Annotated in this window: 19 protein-coding genes and 1 tRNA gene; 9 read left to right on the top strand and 11 right to left on the bottom strand. The window is 67.3% G+C overall.

Annotated features, from left to right (window positions below; all coding sequences use genetic code 11):
- Positions 1 to 115: 115 nt before the first annotated feature.
- Together ACWGCN_RS25450 and ACWGCN_RS25455 are read left to right on the top strand one after the other, a co-directional pair.
- Complete coding sequence (locus ACWGCN_RS25450) at positions 116 to 271, top strand: DUF6131 family protein (protein WP_378993113.1); 156 nt, start codon at positions 116 to 118, stop codon at positions 269 to 271.
- Between the two features lie 35 nt (positions 272 to 306).
- Positions 307 to 519, top strand: a complete 213-nt coding sequence (locus ACWGCN_RS25455) for a hypothetical protein (RefSeq protein WP_378993115.1) — start codon at positions 307 to 309, stop codon at positions 517 to 519.
- A gap of 36 nt (positions 520 to 555) precedes the next feature.
- Here ACWGCN_RS25455 and ACWGCN_RS25460 read toward each other — a convergent pair whose 3' ends face one another.
- Positions 556 to 1,353: an MHYT domain-containing protein gene (locus tag ACWGCN_RS25460; RefSeq protein ID WP_452460134.1), complete on the bottom strand. Its 798-nt coding sequence runs from the start codon at positions 1,351 to 1,353 to the stop codon at positions 556 to 558.
- A 187-nt stretch (positions 1,354 to 1,540) separates the two neighbouring features.
- Positions 1,541 to 1,987 (bottom strand): SRPBCC family protein, encoded by a 447-nt coding sequence (locus ACWGCN_RS25465; protein WP_452460133.1) that lies wholly within the window; start codon positions 1,985 to 1,987, stop codon positions 1,541 to 1,543.
- 163 nt (positions 1,988 to 2,150) lie between these two features.
- Here ACWGCN_RS25465 and ACWGCN_RS25470 point away from each other — a divergent pair, with 163 nt between their 5' ends.
- From ACWGCN_RS25470 to ACWGCN_RS25490, 5 genes are all read left to right on the top strand, one after another.
- Positions 2,151 to 3,638, top strand: coding sequence for a peptide MFS transporter (locus ACWGCN_RS25470; protein WP_379314948.1), 1,488 nt, complete (start codon positions 2,151 to 2,153; stop codon positions 3,636 to 3,638).
- A gap of 51 nt (positions 3,639 to 3,689) precedes the next feature.
- Positions 3,690 to 5,201 carry an APC family permease gene (locus tag ACWGCN_RS25475; RefSeq protein WP_379314947.1) on the top strand — a complete coding sequence of 504 codons (1,512 nt, stop codon included), beginning with the start codon at positions 3,690 to 3,692 and terminating at the stop codon, positions 5,199 to 5,201.
- A 116-nt stretch (positions 5,202 to 5,317) separates the two neighbouring features.
- Positions 5,318 to 5,391 (top strand) — tRNA-Leu (locus tag ACWGCN_RS25480).
- A gap of 152 nt (positions 5,392 to 5,543) precedes the next feature.
- Positions 5,544 to 6,092, top strand: coding sequence for a carboxymuconolactone decarboxylase family protein (locus ACWGCN_RS25485; RefSeq protein ID WP_452460132.1), 549 nt, complete (start codon positions 5,544 to 5,546; stop codon positions 6,090 to 6,092).
- A gap of 178 nt (positions 6,093 to 6,270) precedes the next feature.
- Positions 6,271 to 7,515, top strand: coding sequence for a hypothetical protein (locus tag ACWGCN_RS25490; RefSeq protein WP_452460131.1), 1,245 nt, complete (start codon positions 6,271 to 6,273; stop codon positions 7,513 to 7,515).
- Between the two features lie 14 nt (positions 7,516 to 7,529).
- On the opposite strand, the gene ACWGCN_RS25495 is transcribed toward ACWGCN_RS25490, so the two are convergent.
- The 4 genes from ACWGCN_RS25495 to ACWGCN_RS25510 form a co-directional block, all read right to left on the bottom strand.
- Positions 7,530 to 7,979 (bottom strand): cupin domain-containing protein, encoded by a 450-nt coding sequence (locus ACWGCN_RS25495; protein ID WP_452460130.1) that lies wholly within the window; start codon positions 7,977 to 7,979, stop codon positions 7,530 to 7,532.
- Between the two features lie 128 nt (positions 7,980 to 8,107).
- The gene (locus tag ACWGCN_RS25500) at positions 8,108 to 9,334 is read right to left on the bottom strand and encodes an acyl-CoA dehydrogenase family protein (RefSeq protein WP_387445847.1); all 1,227 of its coding nucleotides are present in this window, start codon (positions 9,332 to 9,334) and stop codon (positions 8,108 to 8,110) included.
- A 52-nt stretch (positions 9,335 to 9,386) separates the two neighbouring features.
- Positions 9,387 to 9,965: a TetR/AcrR family transcriptional regulator gene (locus ACWGCN_RS25505; RefSeq protein ID WP_452453374.1), complete on the bottom strand. Its 579-nt coding sequence runs from the start codon at positions 9,963 to 9,965 to the stop codon at positions 9,387 to 9,389.
- A gap of 70 nt (positions 9,966 to 10,035) precedes the next feature.
- Complete coding sequence (locus tag ACWGCN_RS25510; RefSeq protein WP_452458867.1) at positions 10,036 to 11,277, bottom strand: cytochrome P450; 1,242 nt, start codon at positions 11,275 to 11,277, stop codon at positions 10,036 to 10,038.
- 95 nt (positions 11,278 to 11,372) lie between these two features.
- Here ACWGCN_RS25510 and ACWGCN_RS25515 point away from each other — a divergent pair, with 95 nt between their 5' ends.
- Positions 11,373 to 11,639, top strand: coding sequence for a YdeI/OmpD-associated family protein (locus ACWGCN_RS25515; protein WP_449970463.1), 267 nt, complete (start codon positions 11,373 to 11,375; stop codon positions 11,637 to 11,639).
- Positions 11,640 to 11,699: 60 nt separating this feature from the next.
- Positions 11,700 to 12,710, top strand: a complete 1,011-nt coding sequence (locus ACWGCN_RS25520) for a hypothetical protein (protein WP_452458866.1) — start codon at positions 11,700 to 11,702, stop codon at positions 12,708 to 12,710.
- Between the two features lie 63 nt (positions 12,711 to 12,773).
- On the opposite strand, the gene ACWGCN_RS25525 is transcribed toward ACWGCN_RS25520, so the two are convergent.
- From ACWGCN_RS25525 to ACWGCN_RS25545, 5 genes are all read right to left on the bottom strand, one after another.
- Complete coding sequence (locus tag ACWGCN_RS25525) at positions 12,774 to 13,733, bottom strand: Ppx/GppA phosphatase family protein (RefSeq protein WP_378993144.1); 960 nt, start codon at positions 13,731 to 13,733, stop codon at positions 12,774 to 12,776.
- Positions 13,734 to 13,778: 45 nt separating this feature from the next.
- Positions 13,779 to 14,294 (bottom strand): DUF501 domain-containing protein, encoded by a 516-nt coding sequence (locus ACWGCN_RS25530; protein ID WP_378636110.1) that lies wholly within the window; start codon positions 14,292 to 14,294, stop codon positions 13,779 to 13,781.
- Positions 14,291 to 14,866, bottom strand: coding sequence for an FtsB family cell division protein (locus tag ACWGCN_RS25535; RefSeq protein WP_378636108.1), 576 nt, complete (start codon positions 14,864 to 14,866; stop codon positions 14,291 to 14,293). Before ACWGCN_RS25535 ends, ACWGCN_RS25530 begins: the two co-directional genes overlap by 4 nt.
- A gap of 23 nt (positions 14,867 to 14,889) precedes the next feature.
- Positions 14,890 to 16,176, bottom strand: a complete 1,287-nt coding sequence (eno, locus tag ACWGCN_RS25540; RefSeq protein ID WP_378993146.1) for a phosphopyruvate hydratase — start codon at positions 16,174 to 16,176, stop codon at positions 14,890 to 14,892.
- Positions 16,177 to 16,290: 114 nt separating this feature from the next.
- The gene (locus ACWGCN_RS25545) at positions 16,291 to 17,007 is read right to left on the bottom strand and encodes a lytic transglycosylase domain-containing protein (protein WP_378993148.1); all 717 of its coding nucleotides are present in this window, start codon (positions 17,005 to 17,007) and stop codon (positions 16,291 to 16,293) included.
- Positions 17,008 to 17,132: the final 125 nt, after the last annotated feature.

Genomic DNA, 17,132 nt, shown 5'->3' on the forward strand with positions numbered 1-17,132 from the left:
CGGTGCCCCGGTCGCTTGGGGCACAGCCTGTTTCGAATCGGGAAAACCGGGCATGCGGCCATTGTGGGTGCCTGCCGGCATTCCACAGTCCCGACACCGAACAAGGTGAGATCTGATGATTATTCTCGGCGCAATTCTTCTCATTGCTGGACTCGTTTTCGGCATCCCCCTCCTCAGCACGGTGGGAGTCATCCTGCTCGTGGTCGGTCTCGTCCTGGCATTGGTCGGTAGCACCGGGCGTGTTATCGGCGGCCGTCGGCACTACTACTGACCATGCGCAGAATCCGTCGAACCAGAGGACCAGTCATGGCAGGCAGTAGATCACGCATCATTTCGATCGTTGTGCTGGTGTGGTTGCTGATCGGAATCCTGGCCGCGGGCCAACGCGGCTACTACACCGAACGCGATCAGAACTGCGCGACCCTCGGCACCATCGCGGTGACGATCATCGCGGGCCCCCTGAACTATGTGGGCGCCAATCCGAAGGTCGATGATTGCGACCTACCTCAGCCGAGCTGATGGATGCCGCCGTGGCCGAATACTCGGCCACGGCGGTCACTCCGGCTGACGCGGCCAGTGTTTTCCGCTGTCGGAGAGCGTGGCCGGATCGGTGCTGTACATGCCACCCGCGCTCGGTCGCACCGGCGTGAATTCCGACCGGCTGTCGCCGGCTTCCACTTCGGCCAGCCCGACCACGATCACCAATCCGGTGACCACCAGCGACACCGTCGCGATCAACGGCAGCAGCAATTGCACCGGCGTGACACCGTCCACCACGGTCATCGATTCACCGTGGTGCACGCGCATCGCCGCCATCGCCGTGTAGTGCATGCCGCACACCGCGATTCCCATGACCAGCGCGGCGCCCGCCGTCATCAGCAGGCCACGCACGTGCAGCATGAACCACAGCGCCGCCGTGGCCGCTACCACCGCGATCACGAGCGACAACGCCATCAGCGCCGGCTCGTATTCGATGACAGCCTGGGTGCGCATCGCCCACATCCCCAGATAGTGCATGGCAGCCACCCCGAGCCCGGTGATGGCGCCACCCATCGGCAGCGCCACCCACTCGTTGCCGCCCCCGGTGACGATGGTGAGCCCGATCAGCACCACCACGATCGCGATCACCGCGCTGAGCAGCGTCAACGGCACGTCGTAACGGATGGCCGCACCGTCGATGCCGAATCCGAGCATGGCGGTGAAGTGCATGACCCAGATGGCGGCTCCGCCCAGCGCGACCGACGCGGCGATGAGCCACCCGAGCGGTGCGGACGACGCTTTGGCGTGCACCGCGCACCGTAGCCCCAATACCGAACCGATGAACGACAGGCCGAAGGCCAGTACCGGATTCATCCAGCCATTGTTGAAGTGCTCGATATGAAGCACACGCGTTCCCCTGATCTACCCTATGCATTTCGATAGTGGGCTAGAGACTAATCCACATGCGCAGACAGAACATCAGGACAGCGAATTCCACAAAACTATTGCAGCGCGAAATACTCGCTATCGAGAAATACGAACCGGTCGGAATTCCTGCGAGTCATTCATTCTGCGAACGAGCACGAATCAAAGCGGCCAACCGATCCAGCGATTCCTGGTTACGTGCCGAGAAGAGCAGATCTTGCGCCATGCCGGGGATCAACTGCGCGGGTCCGCGGGCGGCGCGTTCGACCATCCGGATCGTGGTGTACCCCGGGGATTGTTCGTCGAGCGTGAGCGTGATCCATGCCGAGCCGACCGACCACAGCCGCGCCTCCAACTCCAGCCGGTGCGGCGGGTCGATCGCCCGCACCACTGTCGTATCGCTGATCAGCACCGGCCACAGCCCGAATCGGTAGTGGATGCGGCTGCCGATGGCGGGCCAGCCGGGGTCGACCTCGCCGATGTGCGAGGCGCCGACCACCCAGCTCGCGTAGAGCCAGCCGTCGGCCAGGGTCGCGAACGCCCGCTCCGGCCGCACGGGCACGGTCACCTGGGCTGTCAGCACGTCTGATTTCCTCGTCCGTCGCGGGAGTCCGGTCACCACAGCCTAATTGGTGCCGGGGTCCGCCGCCGGACGTGTTCGCACCGGCCCGGCGGGCACGGCACGCCGAACCCGCGACGATGCGGGAAAATTGCTGTCCGCCGTTTCGGCGTGGGATCGTTCCCTTATGTCCACGGAAGAAACACGGCTCGGCGACCCGCCGAGCCCCGCCGACACGGCGGCCGAACGCACCCTGTTCGGTCACCCCATCGGTTTGACCAACCTGTTCGGCGTCGAGCTGTGGGAGCGTTTCTCCTTCTACGGCATGCTCACCATCCTGGGCTACTACCTCTACTACTCCACCACCGAGGGCGGCCTCGGGATCGCACAGAGCACCGCGCTCGGCATCGTCGGCGCGTACGGCGGCTTGGTATACCTGTCCACCGTGCTCGGCGGCTGGATTGCCGACCGGGTGCTGGGGATGGAGCGAACGGTCTTCTACGGCGGTGTCGTGGTCGTGGCCGGGCATCTCGCGCTGGCGGTGTTGCCCGGGCTCACCGGTGTCGGCGTGGGTCTGGTGCTGGTCGCGCTGGGCAGTGGCGGGTTGAAGGCGAACGCGTCGTCGTTGCTCGGCACTCTCTACGCGCCGACGGACGCGCGAGTCGACGGCGGGTTCACGCTGTTCTATCTGGGCATCAACATCGGCGCGTTCTGCGGCCCGCTGCTGACCGGCCTGTTGCAGCGCGAGTGGGGTTTCCACGTCGCCTTCGGCGCGGCGGCCATCGGCATGGCGCTCGGCCTGGCCCAGTACGTGATCTTCCGCCGCAATCTCGGCACCCACGGGCGCGAGGTGCCCAATCCCATCACCCGCCGCGAACTGACCCCGGTGCTGATCGGCGTCGCCGTCGCCGCGGTCGCGGTGCTGGTCGCCGTACTGACGAAGCTGATCACCCTCGAGAATCTCTCCGACGTCACCACCGGCGTCATCGTGGCCGCTTCGGTCGTCTACTTCGCGGTGATGCTGCGCAGCGCCAAGGTGACCCAGGTCGAACGAACACGGGTGGTCGCGTTCATCCCGCTGTTCCTCGCCAACGCGGTGTTCTGGTCGCTGTTCCAGCAGATGTTCACCATGCTCGCGGTGTATTCCGACGAGCGCGTCGACTGGCGGATCTTCGGCTGGGAGGCGCCGGCCAGCTGGATCGGTTCGGTCGAGCCGGTGTGGATCATCGCGCTCTCGCCGCTGTTCGCGCTGATGTGGACCAAGCTCGGCAATCGCGCGCCGAGCACGCCGATCAAGTTCGCGCTCGGCGTCATCGGGATGGGCATCGCGTTCTGGTTGTTCGCGCTGCTCAGCGGTTTCGACGGCAAGACCGTGCCGGTGCTCGCCGTCTTCGTGATCCTCGGCGGCTTCGCGGTCTCGGAATTGCTGCTCTCACCGATCGGCCTCGCGGTCACCACGCATCTCGCGCCCGCCGCGTTCCGCTCGCAGATGATGGCCCTGTACTTCTTCTCCGTCGGTATCGGCACATCGATGGCGGGCACGCTGGCCCGCTTCTACAGCCCCGAGAGCGAAACCGCCTACTTCGGGTTCAGCGGTGCCGCGGCCATCGTGGCCGGTCTCGTCGTCATCGCGTGCGCGCCCTGGATCAAGCGCCGCATGCAGGGCGTGCACTGACCTGGTTACGGGTAATCCCCGATTACGTTCGTGAGAAGAAGGAGAAATACCGTGCCGACACCGCAAGACGCTCCAGGCGTGGGCCGATCGCCCGGCCGAGGGAGCGGGTTGTTCCGCACCAAATCCGTCGAGCAGTCGATTCTCGACACCGACGATCCCGATTCCAAACTCCGCAAAGATCTGACGGCCTGGGATCTCACGGTCTTCGGTGTCGCCGTCGTCGTCGGCGCGGGCATCTTCACCCTGACCGCACGCACCGCGGGCAATGTGGCCGGGCCGTCGGTGTCACTGGCATTCGTTTTCGCGGCGATCGCGTGTGGGCTCACCGCGGTCTGTTATGCGGAATTCGCGTCGACCGTGCCGGTGGCCGGTAGCGCCTACACCTATTCCTATGCCACTTTCGGTGAATTGGTGGCGTGGATCATCGGCTGGGACCTGATCTTGGAATTCGCGCTCGCCGCGTCGGTGGTCGCGAAAGGCTGGTCGCAATATCTCGGCACGGTATTCGGATTCGATTCCGCCACTGTGCAACTGGGGTCGATCACCTTCGACTGGGGCGCGGTGTTACTGCTCGCCGTACTCGGCGTGCTGCTCGCCGTCGGCACCAAGGTGTCCTCACGGGTGTCGGCCGTCGCGGTGGCGATCAAGCTCGCCGTCATCGCGCTGGTGCTCGTGCTCGGTATCACCTATTTCAAGGCGTCCAACCTGAGCCCGTACATCCCGCCGTCGCAGCCCGCCGAGGAAAGCGCCAGCGGACTGCACCAGACGCTGTTCCAGTTCATCACCGGCGCGGGTGACACCAACTTCGGCTGGTACGGCCTGCTCGCCGCGGCCAGCATCGTGTTCTTCGCGTTCATCGGCTTCGACGTGGTGGCGACCGCCGCCGAGGAGACCAAGAACCCGCAGAAGGCGGTGCCGCGCGGCATTCTCGGTTCGCTGCTGATCGTCACCGTGCTCTACGTGGCGGTAACGCTGGTGCTCACCGGCATGGTGCCCTACACCGAGCTGTCCGGTGAGAACGCCACGCTGGCAACGGCATTCCAGATCCACGGCGTGGACTGGGCCAAGAACGTCATCTCCATCGGCGCCCTGGCCGGCCTCACCACCGTGGTGATGGTGCTGTTCCTCGGACAGACCCGCGTGCTGTTCGCGATGTCGCGCGACGGTCTGCTGCCCCGCGGGCTGGCCCACACCGGCAAGCGCGGCACGCCGGTGCGGCTCACCGCCATCGTCGGCGTGATCTGCTGCGTGCTGGCCGGTTTCGTCGACTTCGGCACGCTGGAAGAAATGGTGAACATCGGCACGCTGTTCGCCTTCGTCCTGGTCTCGGTCGGCGTCATCATCCTGCGCCGCACCCGCCCCGACCTGCCCCGCGGCTTCCGGGTCCCCCTGGTCCCCCTCATCCCCATCCTGGCGGTCGCGGCCTGCCTGTGGCTGATGGTGAACCTCTCGGTGGAAACCTGGCTGCGCTTCGTGATCTGGATGGCCATCGGCTTCGCCGTCTACTTCGCCTACGGCCGCCGCCACTCGGTCCTCGGCAAAAAGGCCGCGAGTGACGACTGACCAGCCCCTTCGATGACATGATCGGTCCCGGCGTGGTCTGTTCCGACACGCCGGGCCGACCTTGTCGACCAACAGGATTCCGGTACACCCGTACGATTCGCTACGCTATCCGGGACGCCCCTATAGCCCAATTGGCAGAGGCAGCGGACTTAAAATCCGCACAGTCAGGGTTCGAGTCCCTGTGGGGGCACTCAGCATGACCCATGGCGCTGGGTCGCGGCGTCTTTCGGTGGGCGTTTCGCCCCTCTCCCCCTGGAAGCGAGGAGGATCACCCTGGGGTTCGGTGGGGTCCCGGCGTAGGTTCATTTGCAGGGAAATCGTCGGCACGAAGGGGTGTTATCGATGCGGGTGGTCACGCGGGTTCGGGGATACGTCAAGGTGCTGGGGCAGGCTCGGCGTCATCGGGGGGATCTGGTGGGGTGGCTCGGGCGGCGGCCGCAGATCGCGGCGGCGACGCTGACCTATGAGACGGCGTTGTTGTTCAGCAACAAGCTCGATCCTCGGCTCAAGGAGTTGGCCGAGCTCAAGACGGCGGGGCTGGTGGCCTGTCAGTTCTGTCTCGATATCGGGTCCGCGCTGGCGCATACGGCGGGGCTGACCGAGCAGCAGCTCGTCGATCTGCCTCGGTATCGGACCAGTGATGCCTACACCGAGCTGGAGAAGCTGGTGATCGCGTTCGCGGAGGCGATGACGGTGACACCGGCGGTCGATATCGAGGAATTGCGCGCAACTCTGCTCACTCACCTGTCGAAGGCACAGCTGGCCGAGTTGGCGGCGAGCATCGCGTGGGAGAACCAGCGGGCTCGGCTCAACCAAGGTCTCGGTGTGCAGCCGACCGGGATGGCCGACGGGCTGGCGTGCGCGATGCCGGAACCACGGCAGGCCCCGTAAACGGCGAATACCAGACGCCGACGGCCGCGCCTGGATAGGACGTGAGTTGGGGATACGAGTAGCCCGTGGGCGTTCGCTGCCATGCAGTGCACTACGGTGATCGCGAGCCGACCACGGTGACGTGGACGCGCGAGATTCTTCGACAGTTCGCCAGTTCGAGCGCAGCGAGGGGATCGTCATGCATTCGGTTGGGGCTTTGATCGTTCGCGTCGGTTGTGTGGTGGCAACGGTGCTGGCCGCGGTGGGGTTCGCCGCGCCCGCCTCCGCGGACCCGCCGGACTCGCCGCTGTGCGCGTGGCGGTTCATGTCCAACAGCACCGTGCTGAATGTGGCGTTCCCCGATGCGAATTCGACGTATTGGCTGATGCCCTACACGCTGGGACCGGGTGACTCGATCGAGTTGTCCGGTACGTATCCGGCCGCCCGGTATTTCTCGTTGAACACCTACGGGACCGACCTCGACACCGTGGACACCTTGCGCGACGACCAGATCGTCGCCGACCCGGGCAGCGCCAACCCGTTCGTCGATGCCGCCGCCGCGTCGCTGCCCGCCGCGCAGCAGCGCTGGCATGCCACGTTGGTCAACGGGCCGGCCGATCACAGCCGCAACGAGATCCAGGCTGTCGCGAGTGGGCAGAGCACACCGATCGGCTTCGTCATCGTCCGTGTCTATGTTCCGACCGATCCGGCTTCGCTCAGCGGCGGCGTCGCGCTGCCCGATGTGAAGCTCTCGATCGCGGGCTCCGACGCTCCGGCCCAGCCGTGCGCGCAGCCCTTCGACCCGGCCACCTACACCGGCCCGGTCGCTGACGCCGCCAAGGCCGCCTTCGATCGCGCGATCGCCCAGGCCGCCTCGGGCGCGTTCCCCGGCAACACACCGGAGGCGACGTTCGGGAACCCGGCGAGCACCTCCGGGCTCTTCCCGAACGGCGACAACAAGTACATCGGAACGCGGATCAGCTATCAGCCGGGACGCCTGCTGGTGGTGCGCGGTAAGGCCCCTACATTCCCGAATACCCGTGCGGGACAATCGCCTACCGATCCGAACCAGCAGGTGCGGTATTGGTCGATGTGCCAGAACGACCTGCGCTCGCCCTACCCCGTTGTCGCCTGCGCGGCCGACTTCCAGACCGCGATCGACGCGTCCGGCTACTACACCTATGTGGTCGCCGCACCCGCGGACGTGCCCGCGAACCTCGACCCGAGCGTGACGGTGATTCCCTGGGGCAGCACCGACGTGGACAAGGTCCTGTTCCTGCGGAACATGACCCCGAGCCCGGCGTTCTATCCGAATTCGATCCAGGCGTCCCAGGACTCCGGCGCCGACCCGGCCGCCACGATGGGCCCGTATTACCCGGAAACCGCCTATTGCGGCACCGAGACGTTCGCCGCGGGCGGCGCCGGAGCGTGCCTGACCACCTGAGCCCCGAGTAGCGGCTACGGGCAGTCCGGGGCAGGGGCGTCCACGAAGAGCGGTTCGTTCGCGCGGTTGAGATAGGCGACGTACAGCTCGACGGGCCGGTCGCCGAGGTTGCGGCCCACATGGACGTGGTCCGGGCCGACGGTCTCGGACAGGCCCTCGCCGGCGGAGTACGTCGTCGGTACGCAATCCGCCTCGTATCGGGTCACCTGGCCCGCGGTGATCACGGCGAGAACAGTGCCGTCGTGGTAATGCCACCCGAGCGTGCCCCCGGGGGCGATGGTGATCCGCCGGAAGGTGAATGCGCTCGGCAACGAGGCGAAGGGGCTGAACGCGCTGACATCGACCTGGGCCAGCGGTTCGACGGTCACGCCGGAGGACGGGGTGGCCGAAGACGACGGCGCCAGGGTGACGACCGCGGCGGCGACCACCACGGCGCCGGCGAGAGCATTCCGGTGGGTTCGCACCTTCGTCAGTATACGAGCGGACTACCTGCGCGAACAGCCGCAAATAAACCCCACTGCAGGACAGACCGCCGCTAAACGGGCGGCACGCTCCGACGCCGGAGCGTGCCGCGAACGCGGGCCGCCGCGCACTACCCGGCGATCAGGCCCTTGGCGATGTGGGTGACCTGGATTTCGTTGCTGCCCGCGTAGATCATCAGCGACTTGGCATCACGGGCCAGCTGTTCGACCTTGTACTCGGCCATGTACCCGTTTCCACCGAACAGCTGCACGGCCTCCATCGCGACCTCGGTGGCGGCGCGGGAGGAGTAGAGCTTCATCGCCGAGGCCTCGGCGAGGGTCACCTTGTCACCCGCGGCGGTGCGCTCGATGGCGTTGAACACCATGTTCTGCACATTGATTCGCGCGATCTCCATCTCGGCCAGCTTCAGCTGGATGAGCTGGAACTGCGCGATCTCCTTGCCCCACAGCGTGCGGGACTTGGCGTAATCCACACACAGGCGGTGACATTCGTTGATGATGCCCAGTGCGAGGGAGGCGATGCCGATGCGTTCGGCCGCGAAAGATTCCTTGGCGCTGTCTTTTCCGTCGCCCTTGGCCGGGTTCTCGGTTTCGCCGAGCAACCGGTCGGGGGTGATGCGGACGTTCTCGAAGAACAGCTCGCCCGTGGGCGAGGAGTTCATGCCCATCTTCTTGAACGCGGGACTCTGCACGAAACCGGGCATGCCCTTGTCCAGCACGAACGTCAGCACCTTGCGGTCGCGGCGATCGGTGCCGTCCTCTTCGTCGAGCTTGGCGTAGACGATGGTGACGTCGGCGTGGGGGCCGTTGGTGATGAACGTCTTGCGGCCGTTGAGGATGTAGTCCTCGCCGTCGCGGCGGACGTAGGACTTCATGCCGCCGAACGCGTCCGAGCCCGAATCGGGTTCGGTGATGGCCCAGGCGCCGACCTTCGCCATGGTGACCAGTTCGGGCAGCCAGCGCTTCTTCTGCGCGAGGGTGCCGCGGCTGCGGATGGTGCCCACGGCGAGACCGAGGCTCACGCCCATGGAGGCCACCAGACCCAGGCTCACGCCGGCGAGCTCACTGTTGAGAACCACACCCATGCTGCCCGCGCCGCTGAAACCGCCGCCCGGCTTACCCGAGCCGGTGGTACCCGCCTCTTCGCGGGCGAGCGCCTTCTCGAGGCCCTCGCGCGCCATCTCGTCGAGCCCGAAGGTGGCGTACAGCTTGCGGATGATGTCGAACGGCGGCAGCGCACCGCTCTCCAGCTGGTCGACGTGCGGGGTGACCTCCTTGGCGATGAAGCCGCGCACAGCGTCGCGGAACATCAGGTCTTCGTCTGACCACTGGTACATATCTGGACTCCCGAGGGATCGCCGGAACTTTCCCTCGAATATAGAACACGTTCTAATTCGGTGCGACGAACGTACGGCTGATGACCGGGGCGACGAATTCTTCGAGCATGGCGCGTTCGTCGGCGGCATCGCGGCCGGGAGCCGACAGCAGCGAGACGATGATGCGGGTGAGCCAGCGGGCCAGGCGGCTCCGTTCCGGGTCGGTCAGGTCCGTGGGGGCGAAGATGGTGGCGGCCAGCGATTCGATGACGTCGGAGTCCTGGCTGATGCGGCCCGCCGTGCCGGAGTCGGCGGGCCGGAACCATGCGATGAGCAGGGGGTTGGCGCGGACTTCTTCGACCGCGCCGAGCATCGCGGCGATGATCCGTTCGCCCGGGTCGGCGATGTCGCGGAACTGCTCGCCGAGCTGGGCGACGATGCGGCGGGTCTCGCGGTGCACGAACGCCAGACGCACCGCGTGCCGGTTGTCGAAGTAGCGATACAGCGTGGCGCGCGAGCACCCGGCGGCCTTGGCGATTTCGGCCATGCCGACCGCGGCCACCCCGTGTTCGGCGAACAGTTCGGCGGCCGCGTCGATGATGCGTTCGGCGGCCAGGTCCGCCCGATCGGCGCCCAGCCAGTCACCGCTCATGCTGTTTCCCCGCGGCATGCTCGGGCGCCCTGCGTGGTTACTCGGACTACCGCCTCCGGGCGCCGACCGCTCATGCCGTGCCCTCCGCACGGAACGGCACCGAGACCGGCCAGCGCACGTAGTTGCCCTGCGACCACTGCACCGCGTCGAGGTCGACGGTGAAGCCGGGGCAGCGGGTGAGCAGTTCCTCGAGCGCGACGCGCGCCTGCATGCGGGCGGCCGCCGCGCCGAGGCAGTGGTGGTGGCCGTGACTGAAGCTGAGGATGCGCTTGGGGTCGCGGCGGATATCGAGTTCGCCTGCGGTGGGCCCGAATTCGCGTTCGTCGCGGTTGCCCGAACCGTAGAGGAGCAGCACGCGGCGGCCCTCCGGGATGATGGTGTCGTGCAGTTCGACATCGCGGGTGGTGGTGCGTGCCAGACCCTGCACCGGTGAGGTCATCCGCAGGAACTCCTCGATGGAGTCCGGGATGAGCGAGGGATCGTCGATGAGCAGCTGTCGCTGGTCGGGGGCGGCGGTGAGCAGCTGGACCGCACCGCCGAGATTGCCGGTGGTGGTGTCGTTGCCGCCGGTGATCATCGTGAACGCGAAGCCGAGGATCGCGACCAGGCCCTCGTTGTCGCCGTCGGCGCCGAGACCGGAGGCCAGCAGGTGCGAGATGGTGTCGTCGCCCGGTTCGACGCGGCGGCGGGCGATCAATTCACTGAAATAGCCGACCATTTCGCCCACCGCGGTGAAGGCGTTCTGGTCGCCCGCGGCAAGCCCGGCCCCCGCGACCGCGCCGCCGACGATGTTCTCGGTCCACGCGTCGAACTTCTCGTGATCCTGTTCCGGCACACCGAGATAGTGGGCGACGACCATGGTGGGCAGCGGCTTGAACAGGTCCTTGACGATGTCGCCCTCGCCCGCCGCGCGCAGTCTCTCGATGCGTTCGACGATGAATCTGCGCACTGCGGGCTCGACCGAATTCACCTGGCGCGGAGTGAATCCCGGCGACACCCGACGCCGGAAATCGGTGTGCTCCGGCGGGTCCATGAAGACGAACGGCTTGACGGCGCCGAACCCGGCGGCGACCAGGTCGACGTAGTCGACGGTCAGCCCCGACGCGGAGGAGAAGGTCGCGGGGTCGCGCGCCGCCGTCCACACGTCGGCATGCCGGGACAGCACGTAGAAGTCGTTGTCCTCCTGCCCCGCGGGGATCACTCGGTGAACAGGGTCGTGATCACGCAGTGCGGAATACATGGACCAGGGATCGCGCCAAGTGTCTCCGGAGCGAAGTTCGAACCGCACCGAATGAGACATCGTTGTACTCATGACTTCATTATGAGACATATGCTCTGTTTTGTCTAGCATCGCTGATGAAGCTCGCGATAACCGCAGGTCGAACGCTCGCGCGCTACCGTGGACCGATGAGCAGTCGACAGGTACCCGGGGGCGTTGTGCACGAGTTGCCGGCTGATCTGCGTGCTGCGCTGCTCGCCAACTCGGTAGCGCTGGGCGCCTGGCAGGACATCACGCCGCTGGCCCGCAACGAGTTCATCTGCTGGGTCGAGGACGCCAAGCAGGACGCGACCCGCGCACGGCGGATTCGGCGCACCCAGGAGGAGCTGGAGGAAGGTCAGCGGCGGCCGTGCTGCTGGCCCGGGTGCCGGCATCGCGAGCGCACCGGCAGCTGAACCGGCGGATTCCAAGAATCCGGCAAGCTTTCTGTCGGCGGCACCTGCGAACATCGCGGCATGGATGGGGAGGATTTCGGTAGCTGGGGAGCCGCGTTCATCTGGGCACTACTCGCCTGGTCGATCGCGGGGCCACTGTGGTTGTGGACCGGCGAGGAAGCCTGGCTGATAGTCCTGGTGATACCCGGCATCGGGTTCACGGGTGTCGGCCGGGGCATCGTGTGGATGGCACTGGCCACCCTGTCCGCTCGCGGAACCCGCTTCGCCGGAGGGTTCTTCGTATCGGTCGCCGTAGCGGACGCGGTGGCGATATCGGTGTGGAAGCTGTCGCCCTCGGGGTGGACCTGGCCGGTCGCCGCGGCCGGGGCGCTGTTCCTCGGCGCGGTGACCTATCTGGCGGTCGCCTCCGAGGTGGCCGACGGCTGGCTGCTCGCCCACGGTACCGCGCTGCGGCACGTCGAACAGGAGCTCGCGTCGGCGCATCCGGAGCAGACGCCGCGTATCGATCGGTCGTCGATGTATGCCTCGGGGCCCACGCTCGGGCTCCGGCCGCCGCCGTTCGTGATCGGGGCGCACGGGATCAACGACAAGCTCGGTGAATACCACGCCAGGATGGCGCGCCGCTATTGGATCAGCGCCCACAGCGATTTGGCCCTGCTGCACGCGGCGGAATCGTCGGCGGCACGCCGCGAGCTGGTCAGCGGGCCGCTGCGACACGCGAAGATGCTCGACTTGGCGCAGTCGCTCTACGAGGAGGCGTTCTACCTCGACGAACTCCACCGTAAGCGCGAAGCCGTCGAGCTACGGGCCGAAGAGATCGACCTGCGTCGTCAGCTCGTCCGCCGCTTCGACAAGCGGTTTCCGGCGCTGGTCGCGAAAGCCACCCGGCCGCGGGCGAAAACCGCGACGAAGCAACAGGCGGTCGCGGTTCAGTTGCTCGGGCAGGGATTGAAGGCGTCGCTCGTTACCGCGCTGACCACCCAGACCGCCGGATTGACGGCATTGGAGCGGACCGCCGAGGCGGCCGAACTCCGGGCCGAAGCCGAGACGCTCGCAGCCTCGGACACCTGACCCGGGTCGCGCACACCCGCCGACCCGAACCCGGTGCGATTGCGCTCGTCGGGGAGCCGGAAGTCAGGCGGGTGCGTCGAGGATCGACATGGCGATACCGTCGAGGATGTCGTGCTCGCTGACGACGAGTTCGGAAACTCCCGCGCGGCCTGCCAATTCGTCGGCCAGTACTTCGGTGATCACCGCGCCGCCGCCGATCACATCGACGCGGCCGGGATGCATCGGGCCGAGGGCGGCGCGTTCGTCGTGGTTCATGCCGATCAGGCGGTCGCACACCTGGTGCACCTCGGCGAGGCTCAGGCGGGTGAGATGCACCCGCGCGGAGTCGTATTCGGGCAGATCGAGGGCCACGGCGGTGATCGTGGTCATCGTGCCCGCCACCCCGACCCAGGTGTGCACCTTGTCGACGGGGACCTTCGCGAAGGCCTCATCGAGCTTCTGCTGGGCGAATTCTCGTGCGGCAGCGACCTGGTCGGCGGTCGGCGGGTTGCCCGCCAGGCAGCGTTCGGTGATGCGGACACAGCCGATATCCGCGGAATAGGCTGCCTGGACACCGTTCTCGTCGCCGACGACCAGTTCGGTCGAGCCGCCGCCGAGGTCGACCACGACGAAAGGTCCCGCATCAGCGGACAATTCACCGACGGCACCGGCGAAGGACAGTCGCGCTTCCTCGTCGCCGGTGATCACCTCGGCGACCGCGTCGGGCACGACGCGGCCGAGTTCGGTGCGGGTCATCGAGAAGAAATCGTCGCGGTTGGCGGCATCGCGGGTGGCGGAGGTGGCGACCATGCGGACGCGTGAGACACCCTGCGCCACCATCACATCCACGTAATCGGCCAGGGCGAGGCGGGTGCGTTCGATGGCTTCGGGCGCGAGGCGTCCGGTGGCGTCCACACCCTGACCGAGCCGCACGATGCGCATCTCCCGGTGCACGTCGGTGAGGCCGCCATCGGCCCCGACCTCGGCGATCAGCAGGCGGATCGAGTTGGTGCCGCAGTCGACTGCGGCGATGCGCTCACTCATGGTGTCCTCCAGAGGTCTCGACCCACGTTCGGGCACTGCCCGCGATTATGCCTGTTCGTCAGGTGCGGCGGGCCAGTCGGCGGGGATCGCGGTCCCGCGGAAGCCCGCGGCGGCGGCCAACGCGACGGCCTCGTCACCGAAGGGGTTCAGACCGGGCCCCTTGGCGAGGGAGTGCGCGATCAGCACGTGCAGGCACTTCACCCGGTCGGGCATGCCGCCACCGGTGAAATCGGTGCCGAGGGACTCGATCTCGTTGCGTTCGGCCAGGTAGCTCTCGTGCGCGCGACGGTAGGCGGCGGCCAGTTCGGGGTCGGTGGCGAGGCGTTCGGTCATCTCGCGCATCACCCCGGCCGACTCCTGCCTGCTCGCCTCGGCGGTGAGCCGGGGATCGGTCAGGTAGTAGAGCGTGGGGAACGGGGTGCCATCGGGCAGGCGGGGCGCGGTCTTCACCACGGCGGGCAGGCCGTCGGGGGTGCGGTAGGCGACTTCGAGCACTCCGCGAGGCTCGCGGCCCAACTGCTTCGCGATGATCTCGAGGTCGTCGGCGTTCGGTGTCGTCACCGTGGTCCTTCCGGGGCTGGTTCGGAGATGCTGCGCCACAGGTCGGTGTACCAGGGGTCGGGCGCCGCGGTGCGGGTGCTCATCGGCGGCGGCGCTGGTGCTTCGATGCCGGGAATCTGCACGATGTAGGGGGTTTCGCCGGGCATCACCAAGCGCAGGCGGTCGCGCGCCTCGGAACGGATGTAGGCCGGATCCTGTTGTTGCGCACGACGATCGCGCAAGCCCGCCAGGTCGGCTTCGAGCTCGGTCCGCTGTTTGGCCAGTGCCACGGCCTCGGCGCGCTGACTGAAATAGGTGCGCGTCGGCACGGCCAAGGTCAGCGCGAGGCCGCACAGCACCGCCGCCAGGATCACCGCTTTACCGGTCGAGAGACCGAGAATGGTGTGTTCGCTGCGCTCGAGCTTGCCGCTGGGCTTGCGCGAGGTGGCCGAATCCGGGCGGCGGCGGGTGGGACGTTTGGCCGCGGTGGGGCGGCTCGGCGTGTCCAGACGGGGGCGCGAGCGCGCGGCCCGCGACGTGCGCCTGTCGCCTCGTCCACCAGGACTGGTTCCACGCGCACGTCGCTCGGTCATTCGCTACCGCCCCTGTACTGCTTTCAGAATTCGCCGGTGAAACGCGGGAACGCCACGTCACCCGCGTAGCGTGCCGAATCACCGAGGGCGTCCTCGATGCGCAGCAGCTGGTTGTACTTGGCGACCCGCTCGGAACGCGCGGGAGCACCGGTCTTGATCTGGCCCGAACCGACGGCGACCGCGAGGTCGGCGATGGTGGTGTCCTCGGTCTCGCCCGAACGGTGCGACATCATGGTCTTGTAACCGTTGCGGTGCGCCAGCTCGACAGCGTCGAGGGTCTCGGTGAGCGTGCCGATCTGGTTGACCTTCACCAGCAGCGCGTTGGCCGCGCCCTTGGCGATGCCCTCTTCGAGGCGCTCGGGGTTGGTGACGAACAGGTCGTCGCCGACCAGCTGCACCTTGTCGCCGATAGCGTCGGTCAGTGCGACCCAGCCGTCCCAGTCGTCTTCCGACAGCGGGTCCTCGATGGAGACCAGCGGGTACCGGGTGAGCAGGTCCGCGTAGAACTCGCCCATCTCGGCGGCCGTACGGATCTTGCCCTCGAACTTGTAGCCCTCGCCCTCGGTGTGGAACTCGGTGGCGGCCACATCGAGCGCCAGCGCCACATCGGTGCCGAGCTTGTAGCCCGCGCGCTCGATGGCGACGCTGATCAGGTCGAGCGCCTCCACGGTGCCCGCGACGTCGGGGGCGAAGCCGCCCTCGTCACCGAGGCCGGTGGACAGGCCCTTCTCCTTCAGCACGGCCTTGAGCGAGTGGTACACCTCGGTGCCCCAGCGCAGTGCCTCGCGGAAGGTGGGCGCGCCGATCGGGGCGACCATGAATTCCTGCACGTCCACGCCGGTGTCGGCGTGCGCGCCACCGTTGAGGATGTTCATCATCGGGACCGGCAGCACGTGGGCGTTCGGGCCGCCCAGGTAGCGGAACAGCTCGAGACCCGAGGACTCGGCGGCACCGCGGGCCACGGCCAGCGACACACCCAGCAGGGCGTTCGCGCCGAGGCGGGACTTGTCGGGGGTGCCGTCCAGGTCCAGCAGAACCTGGTCGACGGTGCGCTGCTCCACGGCGTCGAGGCCGATGATGGCGGGCGCGATCTCGTCGAGAACACCCTCGACGGCCTTGGTCACACCCTTGCCGCCGTAGCGGTCGCCGCCGTCACGCAGCTCGACGGCCTCGTGCTCGCCGGTGGACGCACCGGAAGGTACGTCTGCCCTGGTCAGGGTGCCGTCGTCGAGGGCGATCTCGACCTCGACGGTGGGATTGCCGCGCGAATCCAGAATCTCGCGAGCTCCGACCTGTTCGATAATGGCCACGAAAACTGCTCCTTACGACGGAAGGCACGGTAGGTATCACGGGAAGGGCCGTGCGGTGCCGAGCCTATCGTCTCGGCGGAGTGTGGAGTAACCGGCACTCCGGGCCATGGGCAACTACACGCGGCGGCCGATGCTGTATATGGCGGCGCGATCGCGCACCACGTGCATGTACTTGTTCGACTGGTTGTAGGCGAACAAGGCGCGCTGCCAGCCGTCGGCCGAGGTCAGATCGCCGCCGCGGGTGCAGAGGTAGCGGGCGGCGGTGAGGGCGGCGTCATCGATGTTCTGCGGATCGGCCACGCCGTCGCCGTTGGCGTCGACACCCCAGCGCTTCCAGGTTTCGGGAATGAACTGCAGCGGGCCGACGGCGCGGTCGTAGGTGGTGTCGCCGTCGAGGCTGCCGCCGTCGGTGTCGCGGATGTCGGCGTTGCCTCGGGTGCCGTCGAGGGCGACGCCGATGATCGCCGGGCGCACGGTCCCGTCGGCGTCGACGCCGGCACCGCGATGGGTGCCGTGTCCGCTCTCCACGCTGGCGATGCCGGCGATGGTGGTCCAGGCGATTCCGCATTCGGGCTTCGACTTCGCCAGCACGGCGGCGGCGTAGCCGTAGGCCTCGAGCGCGACCGGTTGGATGCCGATCGCGTCGGACTGCTCGTCGGCCCAGCCGCGTAGCTGTTCGGCCGCGCGGCCGGGTGCGTCGACATCGATCAGCGGCAGCGCGACCCCCGGCCCCGGCGGCATGTCATCGGGGATCGACGCGAGCGAACTACACCCCGCTAACAGGGCGCTGATCGCGACTGCGGCGGCCACGCCGACCTTCTGCACTGACATCTGTTCAATCATCCAGATCCAGCGCGCTTTGCGCACATCTCACAGCCACTTCTCAGCTCCCCGCGAATCCGGTTGTCCGGCTACGAACGAGCTGCGGGCGAAACCGCTGGCTGGTTCGACGAGGG

The sequence above is a fragment of the Nocardia sp. NPDC055050 genome (assembly GCF_053608345.1).

Excerpts from the sequence above, each read along its gene's own strand:
- ACWGCN_RS25450 (WP_378993113.1), top strand. The coding sequence starts at position 116 with ATGATTATTCTCGGCGCAATTCTTCTCATTGCTGGACTCGTTTTCGGC.
- ACWGCN_RS25455 (WP_378993115.1), top strand. The coding sequence starts at position 307 with ATGGCAGGCAGTAGATCACGCATCATTTCGATCGTTGTGCTGGTGTGG.
- ACWGCN_RS25460 (WP_452460134.1), bottom strand. The coding sequence starts at position 1,353 with ATGAATCCGGTACTGGCCTTCGGCCTGTCGTTCATCGGTTCGGTATTG.
- ACWGCN_RS25470 (WP_379314948.1), top strand. The coding sequence starts at position 2,151 with ATGTCCACGGAAGAAACACGGCTCGGCGACCCGCCGAGCCCCGCCGAC.
- ACWGCN_RS25485 (WP_452460132.1), top strand. The coding sequence starts at position 5,544 with ATGCGGGTGGTCACGCGGGTTCGGGGATACGTCAAGGTGCTGGGGCAG.
- ACWGCN_RS25490 (WP_452460131.1), top strand. The coding sequence starts at position 6,271 with ATGCATTCGGTTGGGGCTTTGATCGTTCGCGTCGGTTGTGTGGTGGCA.
- ACWGCN_RS25500 (WP_387445847.1), bottom strand. The coding sequence starts at position 9,334 with ATGTACCAGTGGTCAGACGAAGACCTGATGTTCCGCGACGCTGTGCGC.
- ACWGCN_RS25505 (WP_452453374.1), bottom strand. The coding sequence starts at position 9,965 with ATGAGCGGTGACTGGCTGGGCGCCGATCGGGCGGACCTGGCCGCCGAA.
- ACWGCN_RS25510 (WP_452458867.1), bottom strand. The coding sequence starts at position 11,277 with ATGAGTACAACGATGTCTCATTCGGTGCGGTTCGAACTTCGCTCCGGA.
- ACWGCN_RS25515 (WP_449970463.1), top strand. The coding sequence starts at position 11,373 with ATGAGCAGTCGACAGGTACCCGGGGGCGTTGTGCACGAGTTGCCGGCT.
- ACWGCN_RS25520 (WP_452458866.1), top strand. The coding sequence starts at position 11,700 with ATGGATGGGGAGGATTTCGGTAGCTGGGGAGCCGCGTTCATCTGGGCA.
- ACWGCN_RS25525 (WP_378993144.1), bottom strand. The coding sequence starts at position 13,733 with ATGAGTGAGCGCATCGCCGCAGTCGACTGCGGCACCAACTCGATCCGC.
- ACWGCN_RS25535 (WP_378636108.1), bottom strand. The coding sequence starts at position 14,866 with ATGACCGAGCGACGTGCGCGTGGAACCAGTCCTGGTGGACGAGGCGAC.
- ACWGCN_RS25545 (WP_378993148.1), bottom strand. The coding sequence starts at position 17,007 with ATGTCAGTGCAGAAGGTCGGCGTGGCCGCCGCAGTCGCGATCAGCGCC.